This is a genomic window from Pseudomonas sp. GW821-FHT04D07, from assembly GCF_059420225.1.
Genome location: NZ_JBWKTH010000002.1, coordinates 62,018 through 78,695, shown reverse-complemented (window position 1 = coordinate 78,695; position 16,678 = coordinate 62,018). Strand labels below are relative to the sequence as shown.

The following is a 16,678-nucleotide window of genomic DNA, read 5'->3' as shown; positions in this document are numbered from 1 at the left end:
CTTGTTATTCACCTGGACAGTGGAACATCAACGAACGAACAGTTTCTGGATCAGTTTCTGGATCGATTTTCCGTAAGGCGGATAGATCAGTCGCGCCGCGTTGAAGCGTTGCTTGGTCAGCACGCCCTTGGCCTTGCTGAAGGTCAGGAAGCCTTCGTGACCGTGGTAATGGCCCATGCCCGAGGGGCCGATGCCGCCGAAGGGCAGGTCTTCCTGGGGCACATGGAGCAGGGTGTCGTTCAGGCAGACGCCGCCGGAATGGGTTTCCTGAAGCACCCGTTGCTGTTCGACCTTGTTGTAGCCGAAGTAGTAGAGCGCCAAGGGACGAGGCCGGCGATTAATGTAGGCAAAGGCCTCATCGAGGCCCTTGTACGGCACGATGGGCAGCAACGGGCCGAAGATCTCGTCCTGCATCAGCGTCATTTCGTCGCTGACGTTCAGTAGCAGGCTGTGGCCCATGCGCCGCTGTTGGTTCTGCTCGAACAGCGGAATCAGCAACGCGCCCTTGCTGGTGGCGTCACTCAGGTAGCCGTTGAGCCGGGCCAGTTGGCGATCGTTGATGATGCTGGTGTAGTCCGGGTTATCGACCAGCGTCGGATAAAAGCTGCGCACCGCCTGGCGGTAGGCTTCGACGAAGGCGCCGACTCGATCTTCCGGCACCAGCACATAATCCGGTGCCACGCAGGTCTGGCCGGCGTTGAGGGTCTTGCCGAAGGCGATGCGTTCGGCGGCATCCTTGAGGGGGACGTCCTGGGACACGATGGCCGGCGACTTGCCGCCCAGTTCCAGGGTTACCGGGGTCAGGTTTTCCGCCGCCGCGCGCATCACGTGCCGACCGATGCTGGTGGCGCCGGTGAACAGCAGGTGATCGAATGGCAGCTTGGAAAAGGCCATGCCGATTTCGGCCTCGCCGAGCACCACGCACACCAGATCTTCCGGAAACACCCGGCCCAGCAGTTCCTTGAGCAAAAGACCGGTAGCCGGAGTCGATTCGCTGAGTTTGAGCATCACTCGGTTGCCCGCCGCCAGTGCCCCCACCAGCGGGCCGACGCTGAGGAACAGCGGGTAGTTCCAGGGCACGATCACGCCGATCACGCCCAGTGGCTGGTAGACGACCTTGGCCGAGGCCGGCTGGAAGGCCAGGCCGACCCGCCGGCGTGACGGTTTCATCCAGCGCTTGAGGTGTTGGCGGGCATGGTGGATGCCATGGAGGCTGGGCATGAGTTCGCCGAGCAGGGTTTCATCGGCACTGCGGTTGCCGAAGTCCTGGCTGATGGCGTCAATCAGCGCCTGGCGTTCGTCGCTGAGCAACTGGCGCAGGCTGTCGAGCCATTGGCGGCGTTGCTCGGCGGGGGGCATGGGATGCGCGGCATAGGCTTGGCGTTGTGCTTGAAAGCGGTGCTGGAGCTGGTCCAGTTGCTGCTGCGATTCCTGCAGATAGGCGATTTCGGCAGACATGGCGCGCTCCAGGGCATGTGATTTTATTTTTAAACGAATGTTTAGAGCTATTGCTCCATAAAGTCAACAAGGAGTGCCTGTAGATTCTTATAGCAGCTGAGAATCGTGGCGATTTATCCGCGGCCGGATAGGCCGTAAGATGGCCGATACCGTCTTCTGGAAGTAAAGCTGAAGTCATGGCCCCCCGAATAAAAACCAGCGAGCGCATCGTCCAGAACAGTCTGGATCTGTTCAATCAGCAGGGCGAGCGCAGTGTCAGCACCAACCATATCGCGGCGCACATGGACATTTCGCCGGGTAACCTCTACTACCACTTCCCGAACAAGCAGGCGATCATCGCCGTGCTGTTCGCCGAGTACGAAGCCCTGGTCGACAGCTTCCTGCGTCCGCCTCCGGGCCGCGCCGCGACCATCGACGACAAGCGTTTCTATCTCAAGGCATTGCTGGCGGCGATGTGGCGTTATCGCTTCCTGCACCGCGATCTCGAACATCTGCTGGAAAGCGATGCCGAACTGGCTGCGCGTTACCGGTGTTTTTCCCAGCGCTGCCTGATCCAGGGGCAGGCGATCTACGCAGGGTTTGTCGAGGCCGGCATCCTCGACATGGATCGCGTGCAGATCGAGGCCCTGACCCTCAATGCCTGGATTATCCTGACCTCCTGGGTGCGGTTCCTGAGCACCACCCGTGAGAATGCCCACCACTTGAGCGAAGAGTCGATCAAGCGTGGGGTCTATCAGGTGCTGGTGTTGGAGTCGGGGTTTGTTACCGTGCAGTCGCGGGCGGCGGTGGACACGTTGCTCAACGAATTTTATGTGCCGCTGGCACAGGCCCTGGATGAGGTGTAGGAGCGAGCTTGCTCGCGAGGGTGGCAGAGGCGCCGCGTAGCAGCAGATACCTCGCGTTATCGTTGACGCCCATCGCGAGCAAGCTCGCTCCTACAGTTGTCCGTTATCTACTTTACTTAGGAGGAGTTCGCCATGTCCCTTGCGCAACTGATCAGCCCCCGGCAACTGGCCGAACGCCAGGACCGGCCCGGGTTGGTGATCCTGGATTGCCGTTTTGCCCTTGAAGACGCGGATTACGGGCCGCGCAGCTATGCCCAGGGGCATATTGAAGGCGCGCACTACGCCGATCTGAACCGGGACCTGAGCGGTCCGGTGATCAAGGGCGTGACCGGGCGTCATCCGTTACCGGCGCCGGCGGCCTTGGTCGAGCGCCTGCAGGCCTGGGGCATCAGTGCCGACAGCGAGGTCGTGCTCTATGACGACGGTCCGGGCATGTACGCCGCCCGTGCCTGGTGGCTGCTGACCTGGCTGGGCAAGCGTGACGGCGTGTTCCTGCTCGATGGCGGGTTGAAAGCCTGGCATGCGGCCGGTCAGCCGCTGAGCCTGAATCCGCCGGCCGCCGCTCGTGGATCCTTCGAGGGGACGCCGGATGCCGCGTTGCAGATCAGCGCCGAACACCTACAACAACGCCTCGGGCAGCCGTCGATGACCCTGCTGGACGCCCGCGCCTTGCCGCGTTTTCGTGGTGAAGTGGAGCCGATCGATCCGGTGGCCGGGCATATCCCCGGTGCGTTATGTGCGGCGTTCAGCGAGAACCTGGATGCCGAGGGCCGGTTTCTGCCGGCGGATCAGCTCAAACAACGTTTCGCCGCCAAGCTGGGGCAGCGTCCGCCGCAGGAATTGGTGGCGTATTGCGGTTCCGGGGTGACGGCGTGTCAAAACCTGTTTGCCCTGTGCCTGGCGGGTTATCCGTTGGGAACCTTGTATGCCGGGTCGTGGAGCGAGTGGATTACCGATCCACAGCGAGCGGTGGCGACGGGCGACTGATTGTGGCGAGCGGGCTTGCCCGCTCGCCACATTGATTCCGCAGTGTGATCAACATCCTCTATCGGCCAGCCATTGCGGGATGCGTCGCTCCAGGTAGTAAGTCGGTTTGCCCAGGCTGCCGTCGACAAACCCCACATGCCCGCCCTTGGTCTGCAATTCGAGCTGGGTGTCCGCTGTCAGCTCGCCAGGCTCCGGCAGGCTGTGGGGGAACACGAAGGGGTCGTCCTTGGCCTGGATGATCAGCGTCGGGGTGCGAATCGTGCCAAGGAAATAGCGGCTGGAGGCGCGGCGATAATAATCCTGTGCATCGGCAAAGCCATTCAGCGGCGCCGTGACCCGGCCATCGAAGTCCCAAAACGTGCGCATGCCCGTCAGCGGTCCCAGGTCGCTCAGGGTCGCCAGGCCCTCGATCCGCCCGTCGTGCTGGAACTGGCGCTGCTTGTTCTTGATATAGGCCACCATCTCGCGCATGAAGTGCGCCTGGTAGATCCGTGAAAACCCCTGGCCGATGCGGTCGGCGCACTGATCCAGGCGAAACGGCACCGACACCGCGACGGCGCCTTGCAGGCCGCTGTCCTGGCCACTTTCCCCGAGGTGCTTGAGCAGCACATTACCGCCCAGGGAGTAGCCGACGGCGTAGAGCGGTGCCAGTGGGCGCAGCGCCTTGAGGTGGGCGACCGTCGCCGCCAGGTCTTCGCTGGCCCCGGAGTGATAACTGCGCGCCAGCAGGTTGGGCTCTCCCGAACAGCCCCGCCAGTTCAGCGCCACGCTGGCCCAGCCCTGGTTGGCCAGCGCCTGTTGCAGGCCGGCGACATAGGGCGAGTTCGACGAGCCGGTCAGTCCGTGCAGGATCAGCACCAACGGCGTCTCGGCGGCGTGCGGGCCGTGCCAGTCGAGGTCGAGAAAGTCGCCGTCGTCGAGCCACAGGCGTTCACGTCGGCGGTCGAGGTGGACGGTCTTGCGCCAGAGTGGCCCCCACAGGGTTTGCAGGTGCGGGTTGCCCAGGCCCGGGGCGGGGGTGAAGCCCGACAAATGAGGGGGCTGGGAAAATGACGGCAACGCGGCGAGTCTCGGAGTGGGAGTGGACAGGTCTGGCGCTGCCATAAGCAAGTCGTCATGGCAGCCACGCTTGCGCGTGCGATGCGTCTAAATTGCCACAGTCCTGTCCATTACCGCAGCTTTTTATCCAGGCGGCAGGGCGCCGGGCTGGCAACTTGGTTCCGGACTCCGCAGATCAGGCAACGCTTGCTGGGTGACGCTCGGGCCGGTACTGGTCACCACCCAGCTTTCGGCATCGAAATGCGTGTTCAAGGCGACCTTGATAGCTTCACGGGTCAGCCGCTGCGCCTGTTCGGCGTAGTCGGTCAGGCTGAGCGGCAGGTCGTGACGAGCGATCAGCAACAAGGCCTGGAGGATATCCGCATTGCTTGCGCCATCCAGCGCCATGTCACCGCGCAGGCTCTGCTTGATGTTCTGCAGCTCCTGCTCGGTCGGGCCTTCTTGCAGGAACTGCGCGAACATCCGCTTTATCCGCTGGATGGCTGCGTCGCGATATTCGGGCGGGGTCGAGAGGTGGATATGGAACGGTCCACGGGCTTGCCAGTTCCTGAGCTGGGCCACCGCCGAATAGGTGACGCCATGTTGCTCGCGCAAGGCCTGCATCAGCCGGCTATCGAAGCCGCCGCCAAAGATCAGGCTGGCGACGTAGAGCGCGACGTAATCGGGATGGTGCCGGGGGATGGCGATCTGGGCCAAGTCCAGATGGACCAGCAGGGTCGGGCGTTCGATGTGGGTGGTGCCAACGATGCTGTCTTCACGGCGGGCACTGGCGGTGGGGGGTAGCGCCGGACCTTTGGGCAAGGCCTCGGAAATTTTCACACTGAGGGTTTGTGCCTGCTCCAGCGAGAGATCGCCGACCAACAGGATAACGGCGTTGCCTGCGCTGTAAGCCTTGTCGTGAAAGGCTCGCAGCTGATCGACAGTGATTTTCTCGATACTCTCCCGGGTGCCGTAGAGGGGCTGGGCGTAAGGGTGTCGTGAGTAAAGCGGCGGTGGAAAGCGGTGACTGACCCAGGTGTCGAAGGCGACATCCTGGCGCATTTGTTGATCGAGGGCCTCGCTCTTTACCCGGCGAATGGCATCGGCGCTGAAGCTGGGCTTGCTCAGCACATCGCTCAACAATTGCAGGGCCGGTGTGCGGATGGCTTCGTCGCTGAGACTGCGCAGGGTGAACCGCGCATGGTCGCGGTCGATGCCATTGCTGATATTGACCCCCAGGCTGTCGAACGCGGTCATGATCGCGTCGACGTCTTTACCGTCCGTGCCTTCGTTGAGCAGGCTCAGGGTCATGGCCGCCAAGCCCGGTTGCGCGCCATCGTAACGGCTGCCCGCGGCAAAGCTCACGGCCACGTCGAGCAACGGCAGGCCATGGGTTTCAACGAAGAGTACCTTGGTCCCGTTGAGCGTTTTCCAACCCCGCACAACACGGGTGGCGGGGGTGGGCGCCAGGTGCTGGACCTCGCTCAGCGATTGCAGAGGCTTGATGGTCGACATGCCGGCCGTGGTGGACGCCTTCGAGCCAGGAATTAAAAACATGGCGAGCAGCACCAGCGGCACGCTCGATAACAGCGTGTAGGCCTTATTCATGGTTGGTTTTCCCAGGATTGGCCAGGGCCACACTGAGCCGCTCGTGGGTCAAGTAGGTTTGTGCGGCTTGTTGAATATCCAGGGGCGTGACGGCCTTCAGTTGCTCTTGTTCGCGTTCTTCCAGGGTCCACGACAGGCCGGCGCTTTCCAGGCTGCCGAGTTTCTGCGCCTGGTTTTCCACTGAGTCGCGGGCAAACACCCGTTTCGCCAACATTCGAGTACGCGCACGTTCAAGCTCCTGCGCGCTGACAGGCGTACGTTTGAACTCGTCGAGCAGTTGCCACAGGCGTGTCTGGATATCCTCCAGGCTCGGGTTTTTCTGGGTGTCCAGGTCGACGGCAATCATCAACAAGGTGTCTCCCCGGTGGAACGCCTCATAGCTGGAGTGGGCCTGGGTGATCAGTTCTTCACGGAATTTCAACTGCCTGAAAATCCGCGAGCCGCCGCCGACGCCGAGCAATTCGTTGAGCAGGCGTAAGGTGTGCGCGGTATGCGGGTCGGCGGCGGTCGCCAGGCTGGGCACGTTGAACGCCATGATCAGGCTGGGAAACTCATTGCGGGTCTGTAGCCTGATCCGCCGCTCGCCCGGCTCGTTCAGTTCCAGTGGGCGCGGGGCCTCGGGCAGCGTCCGGCGGGGCAGTTCGGCGAAGTAGCGACGGGCCAGGGTTTCGACCTCCTCGGCGGTGACATCGCCGACCAGCACCAGGGTGGCGTTGTTCGGCGCGTACCAGTTGGCGTACCAGCGCTGCAGTTGCTGGACGTTCATGCGTTGCAGGTCGTGCTGCCAGCCGACAGTGGAGGTGCGATAGCCGCTGGTGGTAAAGGCCAGGCTGCGCAGCTTCTCGTCGAGTAAGGCCCAGGGGGCGTCGTCGATGCTCTGTAACCGCTCGTTTTTGATCACCTCGATTTCACGTCGGAAGGCGGCTGGCGAAAGTTGCGCGGCGCTCATCTGGTCGGCCATGATTTCCAGCGCGACGCCCAGGACATGGCGCGGCATCAGGTATTCGTAGGTGGTGGCGTCATGGTTGGTGAAGGCGTTGATCCGAGCCCCCAGGCGCTCCATGATCTGGAACGCCTGGCCGGGGCAGACTTTGCTGCTGCCCTGGAACAACAGGTGTTCCAGGGCATGGGAAAGCCCGGATTCGCCAGGCGGCTCGTGACTGGAGCCGACTTTGTACCAAAGCTGGGCCGCCACGACAGGGGCACGATGATCTTCGCGCACGATGATTTTCAAACCGTTGTCGAGTGTCAGTTCGTGGGTGCTGGGCGCGGGGCTGGCGAAGGCGACGAGCGGCAGCAAAAGCAAGCCGGGTACGCGCCAGAGGGTGGGTCGTTTCATCCGTCGGGGATCCTTTTGAGTTTCAAAGGAGCACCTTGATCTGGCGGACGGATGAGCGGGCGGTATCGGGATAGTGAGGGCGGCTCGAGGATCAGTTCGAGCCGCCATCGAGGTTCAAGCTACTGGGTGGCGACGCTGCGCTGCCACAGCGCGTAGTAGACCCGCCCGGACTTTTGCTCGCGGTGCAGGCGCCAGTTGCCCGGCAGGCCGAGGCCCGAGGGCGCGGTTTCGCTTTCGGTGTAGACCCAGGCATCGTCGGCCAGCCACTGGCGCTCTTCCAGCAGGGCGCAGATGCCGGGCAGCAGGTTCTGGTTGAACGGCGGGTCGAGAAACACCAGGTCGAAGGCCGTGGCCGTCTGGGTTTCCAGGTAGCGCAGGGCGTCGGCGGTCTGCACCTGGCCGACGCTGCAACGCAGGGTGCCCAAGTGTTCGCGCAGGTTGGCCACGGCCAGGTTGCTGGCATCCAGCGCCTGACCCATGGCCGCACCACGGGACAGGGCCTCGAGGAACAAGGCGCCGCTGCCGGCGAACGGGTCGAGCACCTTGGCCCCGGCAACATAGGGCGCCAGCCAGTTGAACAGGGTTTCGCGCACGCGGTCCGGGGTCGGACGCAGCCCCGGGACATCCGGGAAGCTCAGGCGTCGGCTGCGCCATTCGCCGCCGATGATACGCAGTTGATTCACGCCGTTATGCGGGTGAGCGGGTTTCTTGCTGGGACGCGATGGGCTGGCCATTAATGCTCCGGAACCCCGAGCGGCTGCTCGGCGGGTTTGTCTGTCGGTGGCGGCAGGGGCTTTTGCGGCACCGTGGGGCCTGCGGTGACGACGATCATCTTGTCGACACTCAGGTGTTTGTTCATGGCCGACTTGATCTGCTCGACGGTCAGTGCCTGGGTCTGTTGCACGAAGTTTTCCAGGTAATCGAGCGGCAGGTCATAGAAGCCCATCAGGCCCAACTGGCCGACGATGCTGCTGTTGCTCGCATTGGAGAGCGGGAAGCTGCCGGCCATTTCGCGCTTGGCGTCGTCGAGTTCCTTCTGGGTCGGGCCGTTTTTCAGGTAGTCGGCGATCACGTCGTCGACCAGCTTGAGCGTGCCTTCGCTCATTTCGGCGCGGGTCTGCAGGTTGATCTGGAACGGGCCACGCACCTGCATCGGCGAGAAGCCCGAATAGACGCCGTAGGTCAGGCCGCGTTTTTCACGGACCTCACTCATCAGACGGGTCCCGAAACCGCCGCCGCCGAGGATCTGGTTGCCCAGGGACAGGGCCGCGTAGTCCGGGTCGGTGCGGTCGATGCCCTGCTGGGCCATCAGGATAGTGGTCTGCTTGGACGGGAACTCGATATGCCCGACGCTGGCTTTCGGTTCGGCCGGCTGGGCGATCTTCGGCAAGGCCGGGCCCTTGGGCAGGGCGGCGGAGACCTGGGCGGCGACGCCTTCGGCTTCACTGCGCGAGAGGTCGCCGACCAGCGCGATCACCACGTTGCCGGCCGCGTAGGCCTTGGCATGGAAAGCGCGCAACTGTTCGAGGCTGATCGGCGGGATGCTCTGTGCCGTGCCTTCGCTCGGGTGCGCGTAGGGGTGATCGCCATACAGGCGCTTGGACAATTCCAGGCTCGCCAGCTTGCCCGGGTTCTGCTTCTGGTATTCGAAGCCGGCCAGCAACTGGTTCTTGATCCGCGTCAGGGAGTCGGCGGGGAAGGTCGGTTTGCCCACCACCGCGGCGAACAGCTTCAGCGCGGGCTCGCGTTTGTCCACGGCGCTGAGGCTGCGCAGCGAAGCAATGGCCATGTCCTTATAGGAACCGTTACTGAAGTCGGCCCCGAGGCCTTCGAAGCCCTGGGCAATGGCGCCGACGTCCTTGCCGGCCACGCCTTCGTTGAGCATGGCGTTGGTCAACGTGGCGAGGCCCGCCGCGTTGCCGTCCTGGCTGCTGCCGGCGGCGAAGGTCAGGTTCAGGTTGAACATCGGTAGCTCATGGGCCTCGACGAACAGTACCTTGGCGCCTTCGGCGGTTTTCCAGGTCTGCACGTTCAGGGCGCGGTGCGCTGGCGCCTTGCCGTCCAGCTCCGCCAGCGATTGCAGCTTGTGGCTGGACTTGGCCGCGTCGAGGGCCTGGCTGGCCTGGGAGTTGCGTGAATCGAACAGATAAAAGCCGATACCACCCGCCGCAACGGCGAGGGTCAGGGCGAGCAAGGCGAAACGTGGCCCCTTGGACTGATTCATTGGGCGCTCTCCTCGGGCAATACATGGGCGACGCTGAGGCGCTCGCGGGTGAAATAGGTCCGGGCGGCTTTCTGCAGATCCTGCGGCGTGACGCTTTGCAGGTCGGCCAGTTCGGTGTCCATCATCTTCCAGGACAGACCGACGGTTTCCAGGATGCCGATGGCGCTGGCCTGGCTGGTAATGGAATCACGTTCGTAGACCAGGCCGGCGATCACCTGGGCGCGCACGCGTTCCAGTTCGTCGGCGCTCGGGGCCTGGGTCTTCAACTGCTCCAGCAGGCGCCAGAGGCCGGCCTCGGTCTGGGCCAGGGTCTTTTTCTTCTGGCTGTTGGGGGTGGCCGAGAGCAGGAACAGGGTGTCACCGCGGGTGTAGGCGTCGTAGCTCGACGAACCGCTGGAGATCAGCTCTTCGCCGCGCTCCAGTTGCGACGGCAGGCGGGCGCTGTAGCCGCCGTCGAGCAGGGCGGCGATCAGGCGCAGGGCGCTGACCGAACGCTTGTCTTCGGCGGTGGCGAAGCTCGGCACGTTGAAGGCGAGCATCAGGCTCGGCAACTGGGTCTTCACATGCAGGGTGATCAGGCGCTCGCCGGGCTCGTCGAGTTCCCGTGGGATCTTCGCCGGCGGCGTGTCACGCCGGGGAATGGCGCCGAAATAGTGCTGGGCGAGGGTTTTGACTTCGTCCGGGGTGACGTCGCCGACCACCACCAGGGTGGCGTTGTTCGGCACATACCAGGATTGGTACCAGTGGCGCAGCTCCTCGACTTTCATGCGGTCGAGGTCAGCCATCCAGCCGATGGTCGGCGTGTGGTAGCCGCTGGCCGGGTAGGCCAGTGCCTTGAAGCGCTCGAAGGCCTTGCCCATGGGCTTGTCGTCGGTGCGCAGGCGGCGTTCTTCCTTGATCACCTCGATTTCCCGGCTGAACTCGTCGGCCGGCAGGCGCAGGCTGGCCATGCGATCGGCTTCCAGTTCCAGGGCCACGCCCAGGCGGTCGCGGGCCAGGACCTGGTAATACGCGGTGTAGTCGTCGCTGGTGAAGGCGTTCTCTTCAGCGCCCAGGTCGCGCAGGATCAGCGAGGCTTCGCCCGGGCCGACCTTGGCGCTGCCTTTGAACATCATGTGTTCCAGGGCGTGGGACAAGCCGGTCTGGCCCGGTGTCTCGTAGCTCGAGCCAACCTTGTACCAGATCTGCGAGACCACCACGGGGGCGCGGTGATCCTCGCGGACCACGACCTTCAGGCCGTTGTCGAGGGTGAATTCGTGGGTCGGTTGCGGGTCGGCGGCCAAGGCGGCCAGGGGCAGACAGAGCGTGCTGAGCAACAGGCCAGCGGCACGGCGGGCTAGAGCATTCATTCGTTTTCAAACCTGTAGTACGGCCCGCGTGATCTTAGCGTCGGCGGGCGAGGAGGTGCTAGGATACTGCGTTGCGCGCGAACAATCTGGTCAAAAGGCAGTCTGTTACGCATCAGAATATTATTTGCCGAAGCGCCACCTTGGCGCGTCGCTACCGTGAGATAGCCGTCCTCCATGTTTGGTTCCAACGACGACAAGAAGACCCCAGCCCCGGCTGGCGAGAAAAAAGGCCTGTTCGGCTGGCTGCGTAAAAAACCGCAGGAAGCGGTCGTCGAACAGCCACAGCCGACCCCTGACGCCGCGCCGGCAGCGCTCAACGGAGCTTCGCCGGGCGCCGCCGAGCCGTTGCCGGCCAGCGCGCCGGTGGTTGAAACGCCCGCCGTTGCGCCGGATGCCCTCGTACATGAGCCTTGGCCGAATTTGCCAGTGGCCGAAGAACCCGTGGCTCTGGTCGAGGATGTTCAGGCGCCGCACATCACCCCGCCGATTCCGCTAACGGGTGTTGCGCCGGTCGCTGAAGTGGCCGTGCCTGAACCGTTCATCGCCGCGCCGGTGCAAGCGCCGGTCATTGCGCCGATTGTCGAAGCTCCAGCTCCAGCTCCAGCTCCAGCTCCAGCTCCAGTCTCTGCACCTGCACCTGCACCTGCACCAGTCCCAGCACCTGCGCCAATTGTGGCGCCCGTGGTTGCGCCGGCCCCGGTTGCGGTGGCCGAACCCGTGGCCGTCGAACCGGCCAAACCGGTTTCCGAAGAAACCAAGGTCGGCTTCTTCACCCGTCTCAAGCAGGGCCTGTCCAAGACCAGCGCCAGTATCGGCGAAGGCATGGCCAGCCTGTTCCTGGGCAAAAAGGCCATCGATGACGATCTGCTGGAAGAACTGGAAACCCGTCTGCTGACCGCCGACGTGGGCGTCGAAGCCACTTCGGTGATCATCCAGAGCCTGACCCAGAAGGTCGCCCGCAAGCAGTTGACCGACAGCGATGCGCTCTACGCTTCGCTGCAGGCCGAGCTGACTGCGATGCTCAAACCGGTCGAGCAGCCGCTGAACATCGTTTCGCAGCAGAAACCCTTTGTGATCCTGGTGGTGGGCGTGAATGGCGCCGGCAAGACCACCACCATCGGCAAGCTGGCGAAGAAGCTGCAACTCGACGGCAAGAAAGTCATGCTGGCGGCGGGCGATACCTTCCGCGCGGCGGCGGTGGAGCAATTGCAGGTGTGGGGCGAGCGCAACCAGATTCCGGTGATCGCCCAGCACACTGGTGCCGATTCGGCTTCGGTGATCTTTGACGCGGTCCAGGCGGCCAAGGCCCGAGGTATCGACGTGCTGATCGCCGACACCGCCGGTCGCCTGCACACCAAAGACAACCTGATGGAAGAACTGAAGAAGGTTCGCCGGGTGATCGCCAAGCTCGATGCCGACGCGCCGCACGAAGTGTTGCTGGTGCTCGACGCCGGTACCGGGCAGAACGCCATCAACCAGGCCAAACAATTCAACCAGACGGTCCAACTGACCGGCCTGGCATTGACTAAGCTCGATGGGACCGCCAAGGGCGGGGTGATCTTTGCCCTGGCCAAGCAGTTTGGCCTGCCGATTCGTTACATCGGCGTCGGCGAAGGGATCGACGATTTGCGTACCTTTGAAGCCGAGCCCTTTGTCCAGGCCCTTTTCGCCGAGCGGGAGCATTCATGATTCGTTTCGAACAGGTCGGTAAACGCTATCCGAACGGTCATGTCGGCTTGCATGAACTGAGCTTTCGGGTGCGTCGTGGTGAGTTCCTGTTCGTGACCGGGCACTCCGGCGCGGGCAAAAGTACCCTGTTGCGCCTGCTGCTGGCGATGGAGCGTCCGACCACCGGCAAGCTGCTGCTGGCCGGGCAGGACCTGGGCCAGATCAGCAACGCACAGATTCCGTTCCTGCGCCGGCAGATCGGCGTGGTGTTCCAGAACCATCAGTTGCTGTTCGATCGCACGGTATTCAACAACGTCGCCTTGCCGTTGCAGATCCTCGGCCTGTCCAAGGCCGAGATCGTCAAGCGGGTGGATTCGGCCCTGGAGCGCGTGGCGCTGTCGGACAAGACCGACCTCTACCCCGGCGACCTCTCCACCGGCCAGCAACAGCGCGTCGGCATTGCCCGGGCCATCGTCCATCGCCCGGCCCTGCTGTTGGCGGACGAACCCACCGGTAACCTCGACCCGCGCCTGGCGGCGGAAATCATGGGTGTGTTCGAAGACATCAACCGCCTGGGTACCAGCGTGCTGATCGCCAGCCACGACCTGGCCCTGATCGCGCGCATGCGCCACCGCATGCTGACCCTGCAACGCGGCCGATTGATCGGCGACGGGGAGGCCAGCGTATGAGTGCGACCCGCAGCCCCAAAGTAGCCGAGCGCGTGGCCCCGAAGGCCTCCGATCCGCAGGCACCGAAGAAAAAACGCGACGAAGACGACGGCCCGGACTTCGGCACCCTGTTGCGCGCCTGGATCGAAAGCCACCGCGCCAGCCTGGTGGACAGCCTGCGGCGCCTGGGCAAGCAGCCGATTGGCAGCTTCTTTACCTGCCTGGTGATGGCCGTGGCCCTGAGCCTGCCCATGGGCTTGTCGCTGCTGCTGAACAATGTCGAGCGCCTCGGCGGCTCCTGGCAGCGCGCGGCGCAGATTTCCCTGTACCTGCAACTGGATGCCAGCCCGACCGAAGGCGAGCACCTCAGCGAACAGATCAAGACCATGCCCGGCGTGGCGGATGCCGAGTTCATCAGCAAGGAAAAGGCCCTGGACGAGTTCCAGCAGCAGTCAGGCCTGGGCGAAGCCCTCAAGGAATTGCCACAGAACCCCTTGCCGGGGGTAGTGCTGGTGACGCCGAACGAAGTCGACAAAGCGACCCTGGAAGCGCTGCGCCAGCGCCTGGCCGAGTTGCCCAAGGTGCAACAGGCGCAGTTGGACCTGGTCTGGGTCGAGCGCCTGGCGGCGATCCTCAAACTTGGCGACCGCTTTGTTTTCGGCCTGACCGTGCTGCTGGTGTCTGCATTACTTTTGGTGATAGGCAATACCATTCGTCTTCATATTGAAAACCGCCGCACCGAGATCGAAGTGATTAAACTGGTCGGCGGCACTGATAGCTATGTGCGTAGGCCTTTTCTCTATATGGGCGCGCTTTATGGCTTTGGTGCCGGGTTTTTATCCTGGGGGGTGCTGGCTTACGGCCTCAACTGGCTGAATGACGCGGTGGTCGGGCTGGCCGGTCTCTACGGCAGCGATTTCGCCCTGGCCGGCGTGCCGGTCGCCGACGGTCTGTCATTGTTGCTTGGGGCGGTGCTCTTGGGGTATATCGGTGCTTGGATTGCGGTCGCACGGCATTTACGTGAGCTGGCACCGAAGTAGTTAATGTCAGATTAATGTGGTTTCGTTTGTATTGACCGTGTCAGTGGTTTAGGGAACTTGTCCTACGGTTCCCGGTCAATTTTCGCAGTGCATCACTGCACGAGTTATGTGAGTCGGAGGTTTTTTCGTATGACCACTTCTTTGCAACCTGTCTACGCGCTGGTCCCGGGTGCGAACCTGGAAGCCTACGTGAACACGGTGAACAGCATTCCATTGCTGACGCCGGAGCAGGAGCGTGAACTGGCCGAGAGTCTCTACTATGAGCAGGATTTGGGGGCGGCTCGGCAGATGGTGCTCGCCCACCTGCGATTTGTCGTCCATATCGCCCGTAGCTATTCCGGCTACGGCCTGGCCCAGGCAGACCTGATCCAGGAAGGCAACGTCGGTCTGATGAAGGCGGTGAAGCGCTTCAACCCGGAAATGGGTGTGCGCCTGGTGTCGTTCGCCGTGCACTGGATCAAGGCGGAAATCCACGAGTTCATCCTGCGCAACTGGCGCATTGTCAAAGTGGCCACCACCAAGGCCCAGCGCAAGCTGTTCTTCAACCTGCGCAGCCAGAAGAAGCGTCTGGCCTGGTTGAACAACGAGGAAGTTCACCGCGTGGCGGAAAGCCTCGGTGTGGAACCTCGTGAAGTGCGCGAGATGGAAAGCCGGCTGACTGGCCAGGACATGGCCTTCGACCCGGCGGCGGAAGCCGACGACGACAGCGCGTTCCAGTCTCCGGCCAACTACCTGGAAGACCACCGGTATGACCCGGCGCGTCAACTGGAGGATGCCGACTGGAGCGAGAACTCCAACAGCAACCTGCATGAAGCCCTGGAAGTGCTCGACGAGCGCAGTCGCGATATTCTCTACCAGCGCTGGTTGGCGGAAGAGAAAGCCACGCTGCACGACCTGGCGCAGAAGTACAACGTTTCGGCCGAGCGTATTCGCCAGCTGGAAAAGAGTGCGATGAACAAGCTGAAGCTGTCGATTGCCGCTTAAGCGCTGAGGCAATAAAAAACGCCCCGATCTGATCGGGGCGTTTTTGTTTCAGGCGATGACAGGCTATCAGTCATGCGCTGTTATTGCGGGCCTCTTCGCGGCGGTGCGGCGATCCGACAAGCTCCGCTCCCACAAGTTTTGTGGCGTATACAAGACTGGCGTACGACTCGGTCCACTGTGGGAGCGGAGCTTGCCCGCGAAGACGGCAGCACAGGCACCGCAGCGACAACTTTATAACGCCCAAGGCGCCTTGCGCGAGTTGTTCAGCCCCACCAGGTACTCATCCCCGCCCAGTTGGCTCATCTGCTGGCGAATCCAGCCGGCCCGGCGTGCCACATAGATGCTCGGATGACTGGCGCTCCACTCCCGTGGATTGGGCAGCACCGCCGCCAGCAAACTGGCTTGCTGCCGCGACAAGCCCGCCGCGCTGACGCCGAAGTGATGCCGCGCCGCCGCTTCTGCGCCGAATACCCCGTCGTCCCACTCCACGCTGTTCAGGTACACCTCGAGAATCCGCTGCTTGGGCCAGGTCAGCTCGATCAGCGTGGTAAACCAAGCCTCCAGCCCCTTGCGGAAATAGCTGCGACCCGACCAGAGGAACAGATTCTTCGACACCTGCTGGCTCAAGGTGCTGGCGCCGCGAATCGAACCGCCACGCTCGTTGTGCTCGAAGGCGGCCTGGATCGCATCGAGGTCGAAACCCCAGTGTTCAGGGAATTTCTGGTCCTCACCGGCCATTACCGCGACTTTCAGCTCGTCGGAGATCTGCTCCCATGGGCGCCAGCTGCGTTGCAGGTCAATGGGCTCGCCATCGGTCCAGGACTCGATCTTGCGTTCGACCATCAGCGCGGTACCGGGCGGCGGCACCCAGCGAAACAGCAGCACCAGTAGCACACTGCCAATGGCGAACCATTTCAGGACGGTGACGAGGCGGCGGAAAAGGAATTGCAACATAGAGATGGCTTGGCCGGGGCGTGGGAGCGGGCCATTATACAGACCCTGTGCCCCCTGGATGGAGTTCGTCATGTTGCGTGGTTTTCTGCTGCTGGCCGCCTTTTTCGGTTTTACCGGCGTCGCCCTCGGTGCCTTTGCCGCCCACGGCCTGAAAGACCGCCTGAGCGCGGAGTACCTGGCGATCTTCCACACTGGCGTGACCTATCAGTTGGTGCATACCCTGGCGCTGTTCGGCGTCGCCCTGCTGGCGAGCCATATTCCAGGGCGTTTGGTCGCCTGGGCCGGCCTTGCGTTCGCCATCGGGATTATCCTGTTCTCCGGCAGTCTGTATCTGTTGACCCTGACCGGTATCGGCAAGCTGGGCATCATCACCCCGTTCGGTGGCCTGTGCTTCCTGATCGGTTGGTTCTGCCTCGGACTGGCCGCCTGGCGTCTGCAAGCGGCGGCTTGAGCTGACCGCCAGGTCGACGAATGGCTTGGGTCGCTTGGACTGATCGGGCTAGAATGCTGGCCCCT

At 63.1% G+C, this 16,678-nt stretch carries 15 protein-coding genes; 7 read left to right on the top strand and 8 right to left on the bottom strand.

Going from position 1 to position 16,678, the window contains the following annotated elements; all coding sequences use genetic code 11:
- Positions 1–27: 27 nt before the first annotated feature.
- On the bottom strand, positions 28–1,458 hold the full coding sequence (locus AC07T0_RS03920; RefSeq protein WP_494999951.1) for a coniferyl aldehyde dehydrogenase: 1,431 nt from the start codon (positions 1,456–1,458) through the stop codon (positions 28–30).
- A gap of 176 nt (positions 1,459–1,634) precedes the next feature.
- Here AC07T0_RS03920 and AC07T0_RS03915 point away from each other — a divergent pair, with 176 nt between their 5' ends.
- Both AC07T0_RS03915 and AC07T0_RS03910 read left to right on the top strand, forming a co-directional pair.
- Positions 1,635–2,303 carry a TetR/AcrR family transcriptional regulator gene (locus tag AC07T0_RS03915; RefSeq protein WP_494999950.1) on the top strand — a complete coding sequence of 223 codons (669 nt, stop codon included), beginning with the start codon at positions 1,635–1,637 and terminating at the stop codon, positions 2,301–2,303.
- A 132-nt stretch (positions 2,304–2,435) separates the two neighbouring features.
- The gene (locus AC07T0_RS03910) at positions 2,436–3,290 is read left to right on the top strand and encodes a sulfurtransferase (RefSeq protein WP_494999949.1); all 855 of its coding nucleotides are present in this window, start codon (positions 2,436–2,438) and stop codon (positions 3,288–3,290) included.
- A gap of 48 nt (positions 3,291–3,338) precedes the next feature.
- On the opposite strand, the gene AC07T0_RS03905 is transcribed toward AC07T0_RS03910, so the two are convergent.
- The 6 genes from AC07T0_RS03905 to AC07T0_RS03880 all read right to left on the bottom strand — a co-directional run bounded on the left by AC07T0_RS03905 (position 3,339) and on the right by AC07T0_RS03880 (position 10,848).
- Entirely contained in the window at positions 3,339–4,394 is a 1,056-nt protein-coding gene (locus tag AC07T0_RS03905) for a hydrolase (RefSeq protein ID WP_494999948.1), read from the bottom strand.
- A gap of 78 nt (positions 4,395–4,472) precedes the next feature.
- Positions 4,473–5,936, bottom strand: a complete 1,464-nt coding sequence (locus tag AC07T0_RS03900; protein WP_494999947.1) for a M16 family metallopeptidase — start codon at positions 5,934–5,936, stop codon at positions 4,473–4,475.
- Positions 5,929–7,275 carry a M16 family metallopeptidase gene (locus AC07T0_RS03895; protein WP_494999946.1) on the bottom strand — a complete coding sequence of 449 codons (1,347 nt, stop codon included), beginning with the start codon at positions 7,273–7,275 and terminating at the stop codon, positions 5,929–5,931. The genes AC07T0_RS03900 and AC07T0_RS03895 overlap by 8 nt, the downstream gene beginning before the upstream one ends.
- A 119-nt stretch (positions 7,276–7,394) precedes the next feature.
- On the bottom strand, positions 7,395–8,009 hold the full coding sequence (gene rsmD, locus AC07T0_RS03890; protein ID WP_494999945.1) for a 16S rRNA (guanine(966)-N(2))-methyltransferase RsmD: 615 nt from the start codon (positions 8,007–8,009) through the stop codon (positions 7,395–7,397).
- Positions 8,009–9,499 carry a M16 family metallopeptidase gene (locus AC07T0_RS03885; RefSeq protein ID WP_494999944.1) on the bottom strand — a complete coding sequence of 497 codons (1,491 nt, stop codon included), beginning with the start codon at positions 9,497–9,499 and terminating at the stop codon, positions 8,009–8,011. Before AC07T0_RS03885 ends, rsmD begins: the two co-directional genes overlap by 1 nt.
- The gene (locus AC07T0_RS03880; protein ID WP_494999943.1) at positions 9,496–10,848 is read right to left on the bottom strand and encodes a M16 family metallopeptidase; all 1,353 of its coding nucleotides are present in this window, start codon (positions 10,846–10,848) and stop codon (positions 9,496–9,498) included. Before AC07T0_RS03880 ends, AC07T0_RS03885 begins: the two co-directional genes overlap by 4 nt.
- A 174-nt stretch (positions 10,849–11,022) precedes the next feature.
- On the opposite strand from AC07T0_RS03880, the gene ftsY reads away from it, so the two are divergent.
- The 4 genes from ftsY (at position 11,023) to rpoH (ending at position 15,208) form a co-directional block, all read left to right on the top strand.
- Complete coding sequence (ftsY, locus tag AC07T0_RS03875) at positions 11,023–12,537, top strand: signal recognition particle-docking protein FtsY (protein ID WP_494999942.1); 1,515 nt, start codon at positions 11,023–11,025, stop codon at positions 12,535–12,537.
- Positions 12,534–13,205, top strand: a complete 672-nt coding sequence (ftsE, locus tag AC07T0_RS03870; protein WP_494999941.1) for a cell division ATP-binding protein FtsE — start codon at positions 12,534–12,536, stop codon at positions 13,203–13,205. Before ftsY ends, ftsE begins: the two co-directional genes overlap by 4 nt.
- Entirely contained in the window at positions 13,202–14,224 is a 1,023-nt protein-coding gene (gene ftsX / locus AC07T0_RS03865; RefSeq protein ID WP_494999940.1) for a permease-like cell division protein FtsX, read from the top strand. Before ftsE ends, ftsX begins: the two co-directional genes overlap by 4 nt.
- A 129-nt stretch (positions 14,225–14,353) precedes the next feature.
- A complete protein-coding gene (gene rpoH / locus AC07T0_RS03860; protein WP_100944601.1) occupies positions 14,354–15,208 on the top strand; it encodes an RNA polymerase sigma factor RpoH in 855 nt (284 codons plus the stop codon).
- A 231-nt stretch (positions 15,209–15,439) separates the two neighbouring features.
- On the opposite strand, the gene mtgA is transcribed toward rpoH, so the two are convergent.
- Positions 15,440–16,162, bottom strand: a complete 723-nt coding sequence (mtgA, locus tag AC07T0_RS03855) for a monofunctional biosynthetic peptidoglycan transglycosylase (protein WP_494999939.1) — start codon at positions 16,160–16,162, stop codon at positions 15,440–15,442.
- Positions 16,163–16,232: 70 nt separating this feature from the next.
- Between mtgA and AC07T0_RS03850 the strand changes: the two genes are divergently transcribed.
- Positions 16,233–16,613: a DUF423 domain-containing protein gene (locus tag AC07T0_RS03850; protein ID WP_494999938.1), complete on the top strand. Its 381-nt coding sequence runs from the start codon at positions 16,233–16,235 to the stop codon at positions 16,611–16,613.
- Positions 16,614–16,678: the final 65 nt, after the last annotated feature.

What these genes read in the sequence shown, in the direction of transcription:
- rpoH (WP_100944601.1), top strand. Translation starts at nt 14,354, where the DNA reads ATGACCACTTCTTTGCAACCTGTCTACGCGCTGGTCCCGGGTGCGAAC.
- AC07T0_RS03900 (WP_494999947.1), bottom strand. Translation starts at nt 5,936, where the DNA reads ATGAATAAGGCCTACACGCTGTTATCGAGCGTGCCGCTGGTGCTGCTC.
- AC07T0_RS03920 (WP_494999951.1), bottom strand. Translation starts at nt 1,458, where the DNA reads ATGTCTGCCGAAATCGCCTATCTGCAGGAATCGCAGCAGCAACTGGAC.
- AC07T0_RS03910 (WP_494999949.1), top strand. Translation starts at nt 2,436, where the DNA reads ATGTCCCTTGCGCAACTGATCAGCCCCCGGCAACTGGCCGAACGCCAG.
- ftsX (WP_494999940.1), top strand. Translation starts at nt 13,202, where the DNA reads ATGAGTGCGACCCGCAGCCCCAAAGTAGCCGAGCGCGTGGCCCCGAAG.
- ftsY (WP_494999942.1), top strand. Translation starts at nt 11,023, where the DNA reads ATGTTTGGTTCCAACGACGACAAGAAGACCCCAGCCCCGGCTGGCGAG.
- AC07T0_RS03885 (WP_494999944.1), bottom strand. Translation starts at nt 9,499, where the DNA reads ATGAATCAGTCCAAGGGGCCACGTTTCGCCTTGCTCGCCCTGACCCTC.
- mtgA (WP_494999939.1), bottom strand. Translation starts at nt 16,162, where the DNA reads ATGTTGCAATTCCTTTTCCGCCGCCTCGTCACCGTCCTGAAATGGTTC.
- AC07T0_RS03905 (WP_494999948.1), bottom strand. Translation starts at nt 4,394, where the DNA reads ATGGCAGCGCCAGACCTGTCCACTCCCACTCCGAGACTCGCCGCGTTG.
- AC07T0_RS03895 (WP_494999946.1), bottom strand. Translation starts at nt 7,275, where the DNA reads ATGAAACGACCCACCCTCTGGCGCGTACCCGGCTTGCTTTTGCTGCCG.
- AC07T0_RS03850 (WP_494999938.1), top strand. Translation starts at nt 16,233, where the DNA reads ATGTTGCGTGGTTTTCTGCTGCTGGCCGCCTTTTTCGGTTTTACCGGC.
- ftsE (WP_494999941.1), top strand. Translation starts at nt 12,534, where the DNA reads ATGATTCGTTTCGAACAGGTCGGTAAACGCTATCCGAACGGTCATGTC.
- rsmD (WP_494999945.1), bottom strand. Translation starts at nt 8,009, where the DNA reads ATGGCCAGCCCATCGCGTCCCAGCAAGAAACCCGCTCACCCGCATAAC.
- AC07T0_RS03915 (WP_494999950.1), top strand. Translation starts at nt 1,635, where the DNA reads ATGGCCCCCCGAATAAAAACCAGCGAGCGCATCGTCCAGAACAGTCTG.
- AC07T0_RS03880 (WP_494999943.1), bottom strand. Translation starts at nt 10,848, where the DNA reads ATGAATGCTCTAGCCCGCCGTGCCGCTGGCCTGTTGCTCAGCACGCTC.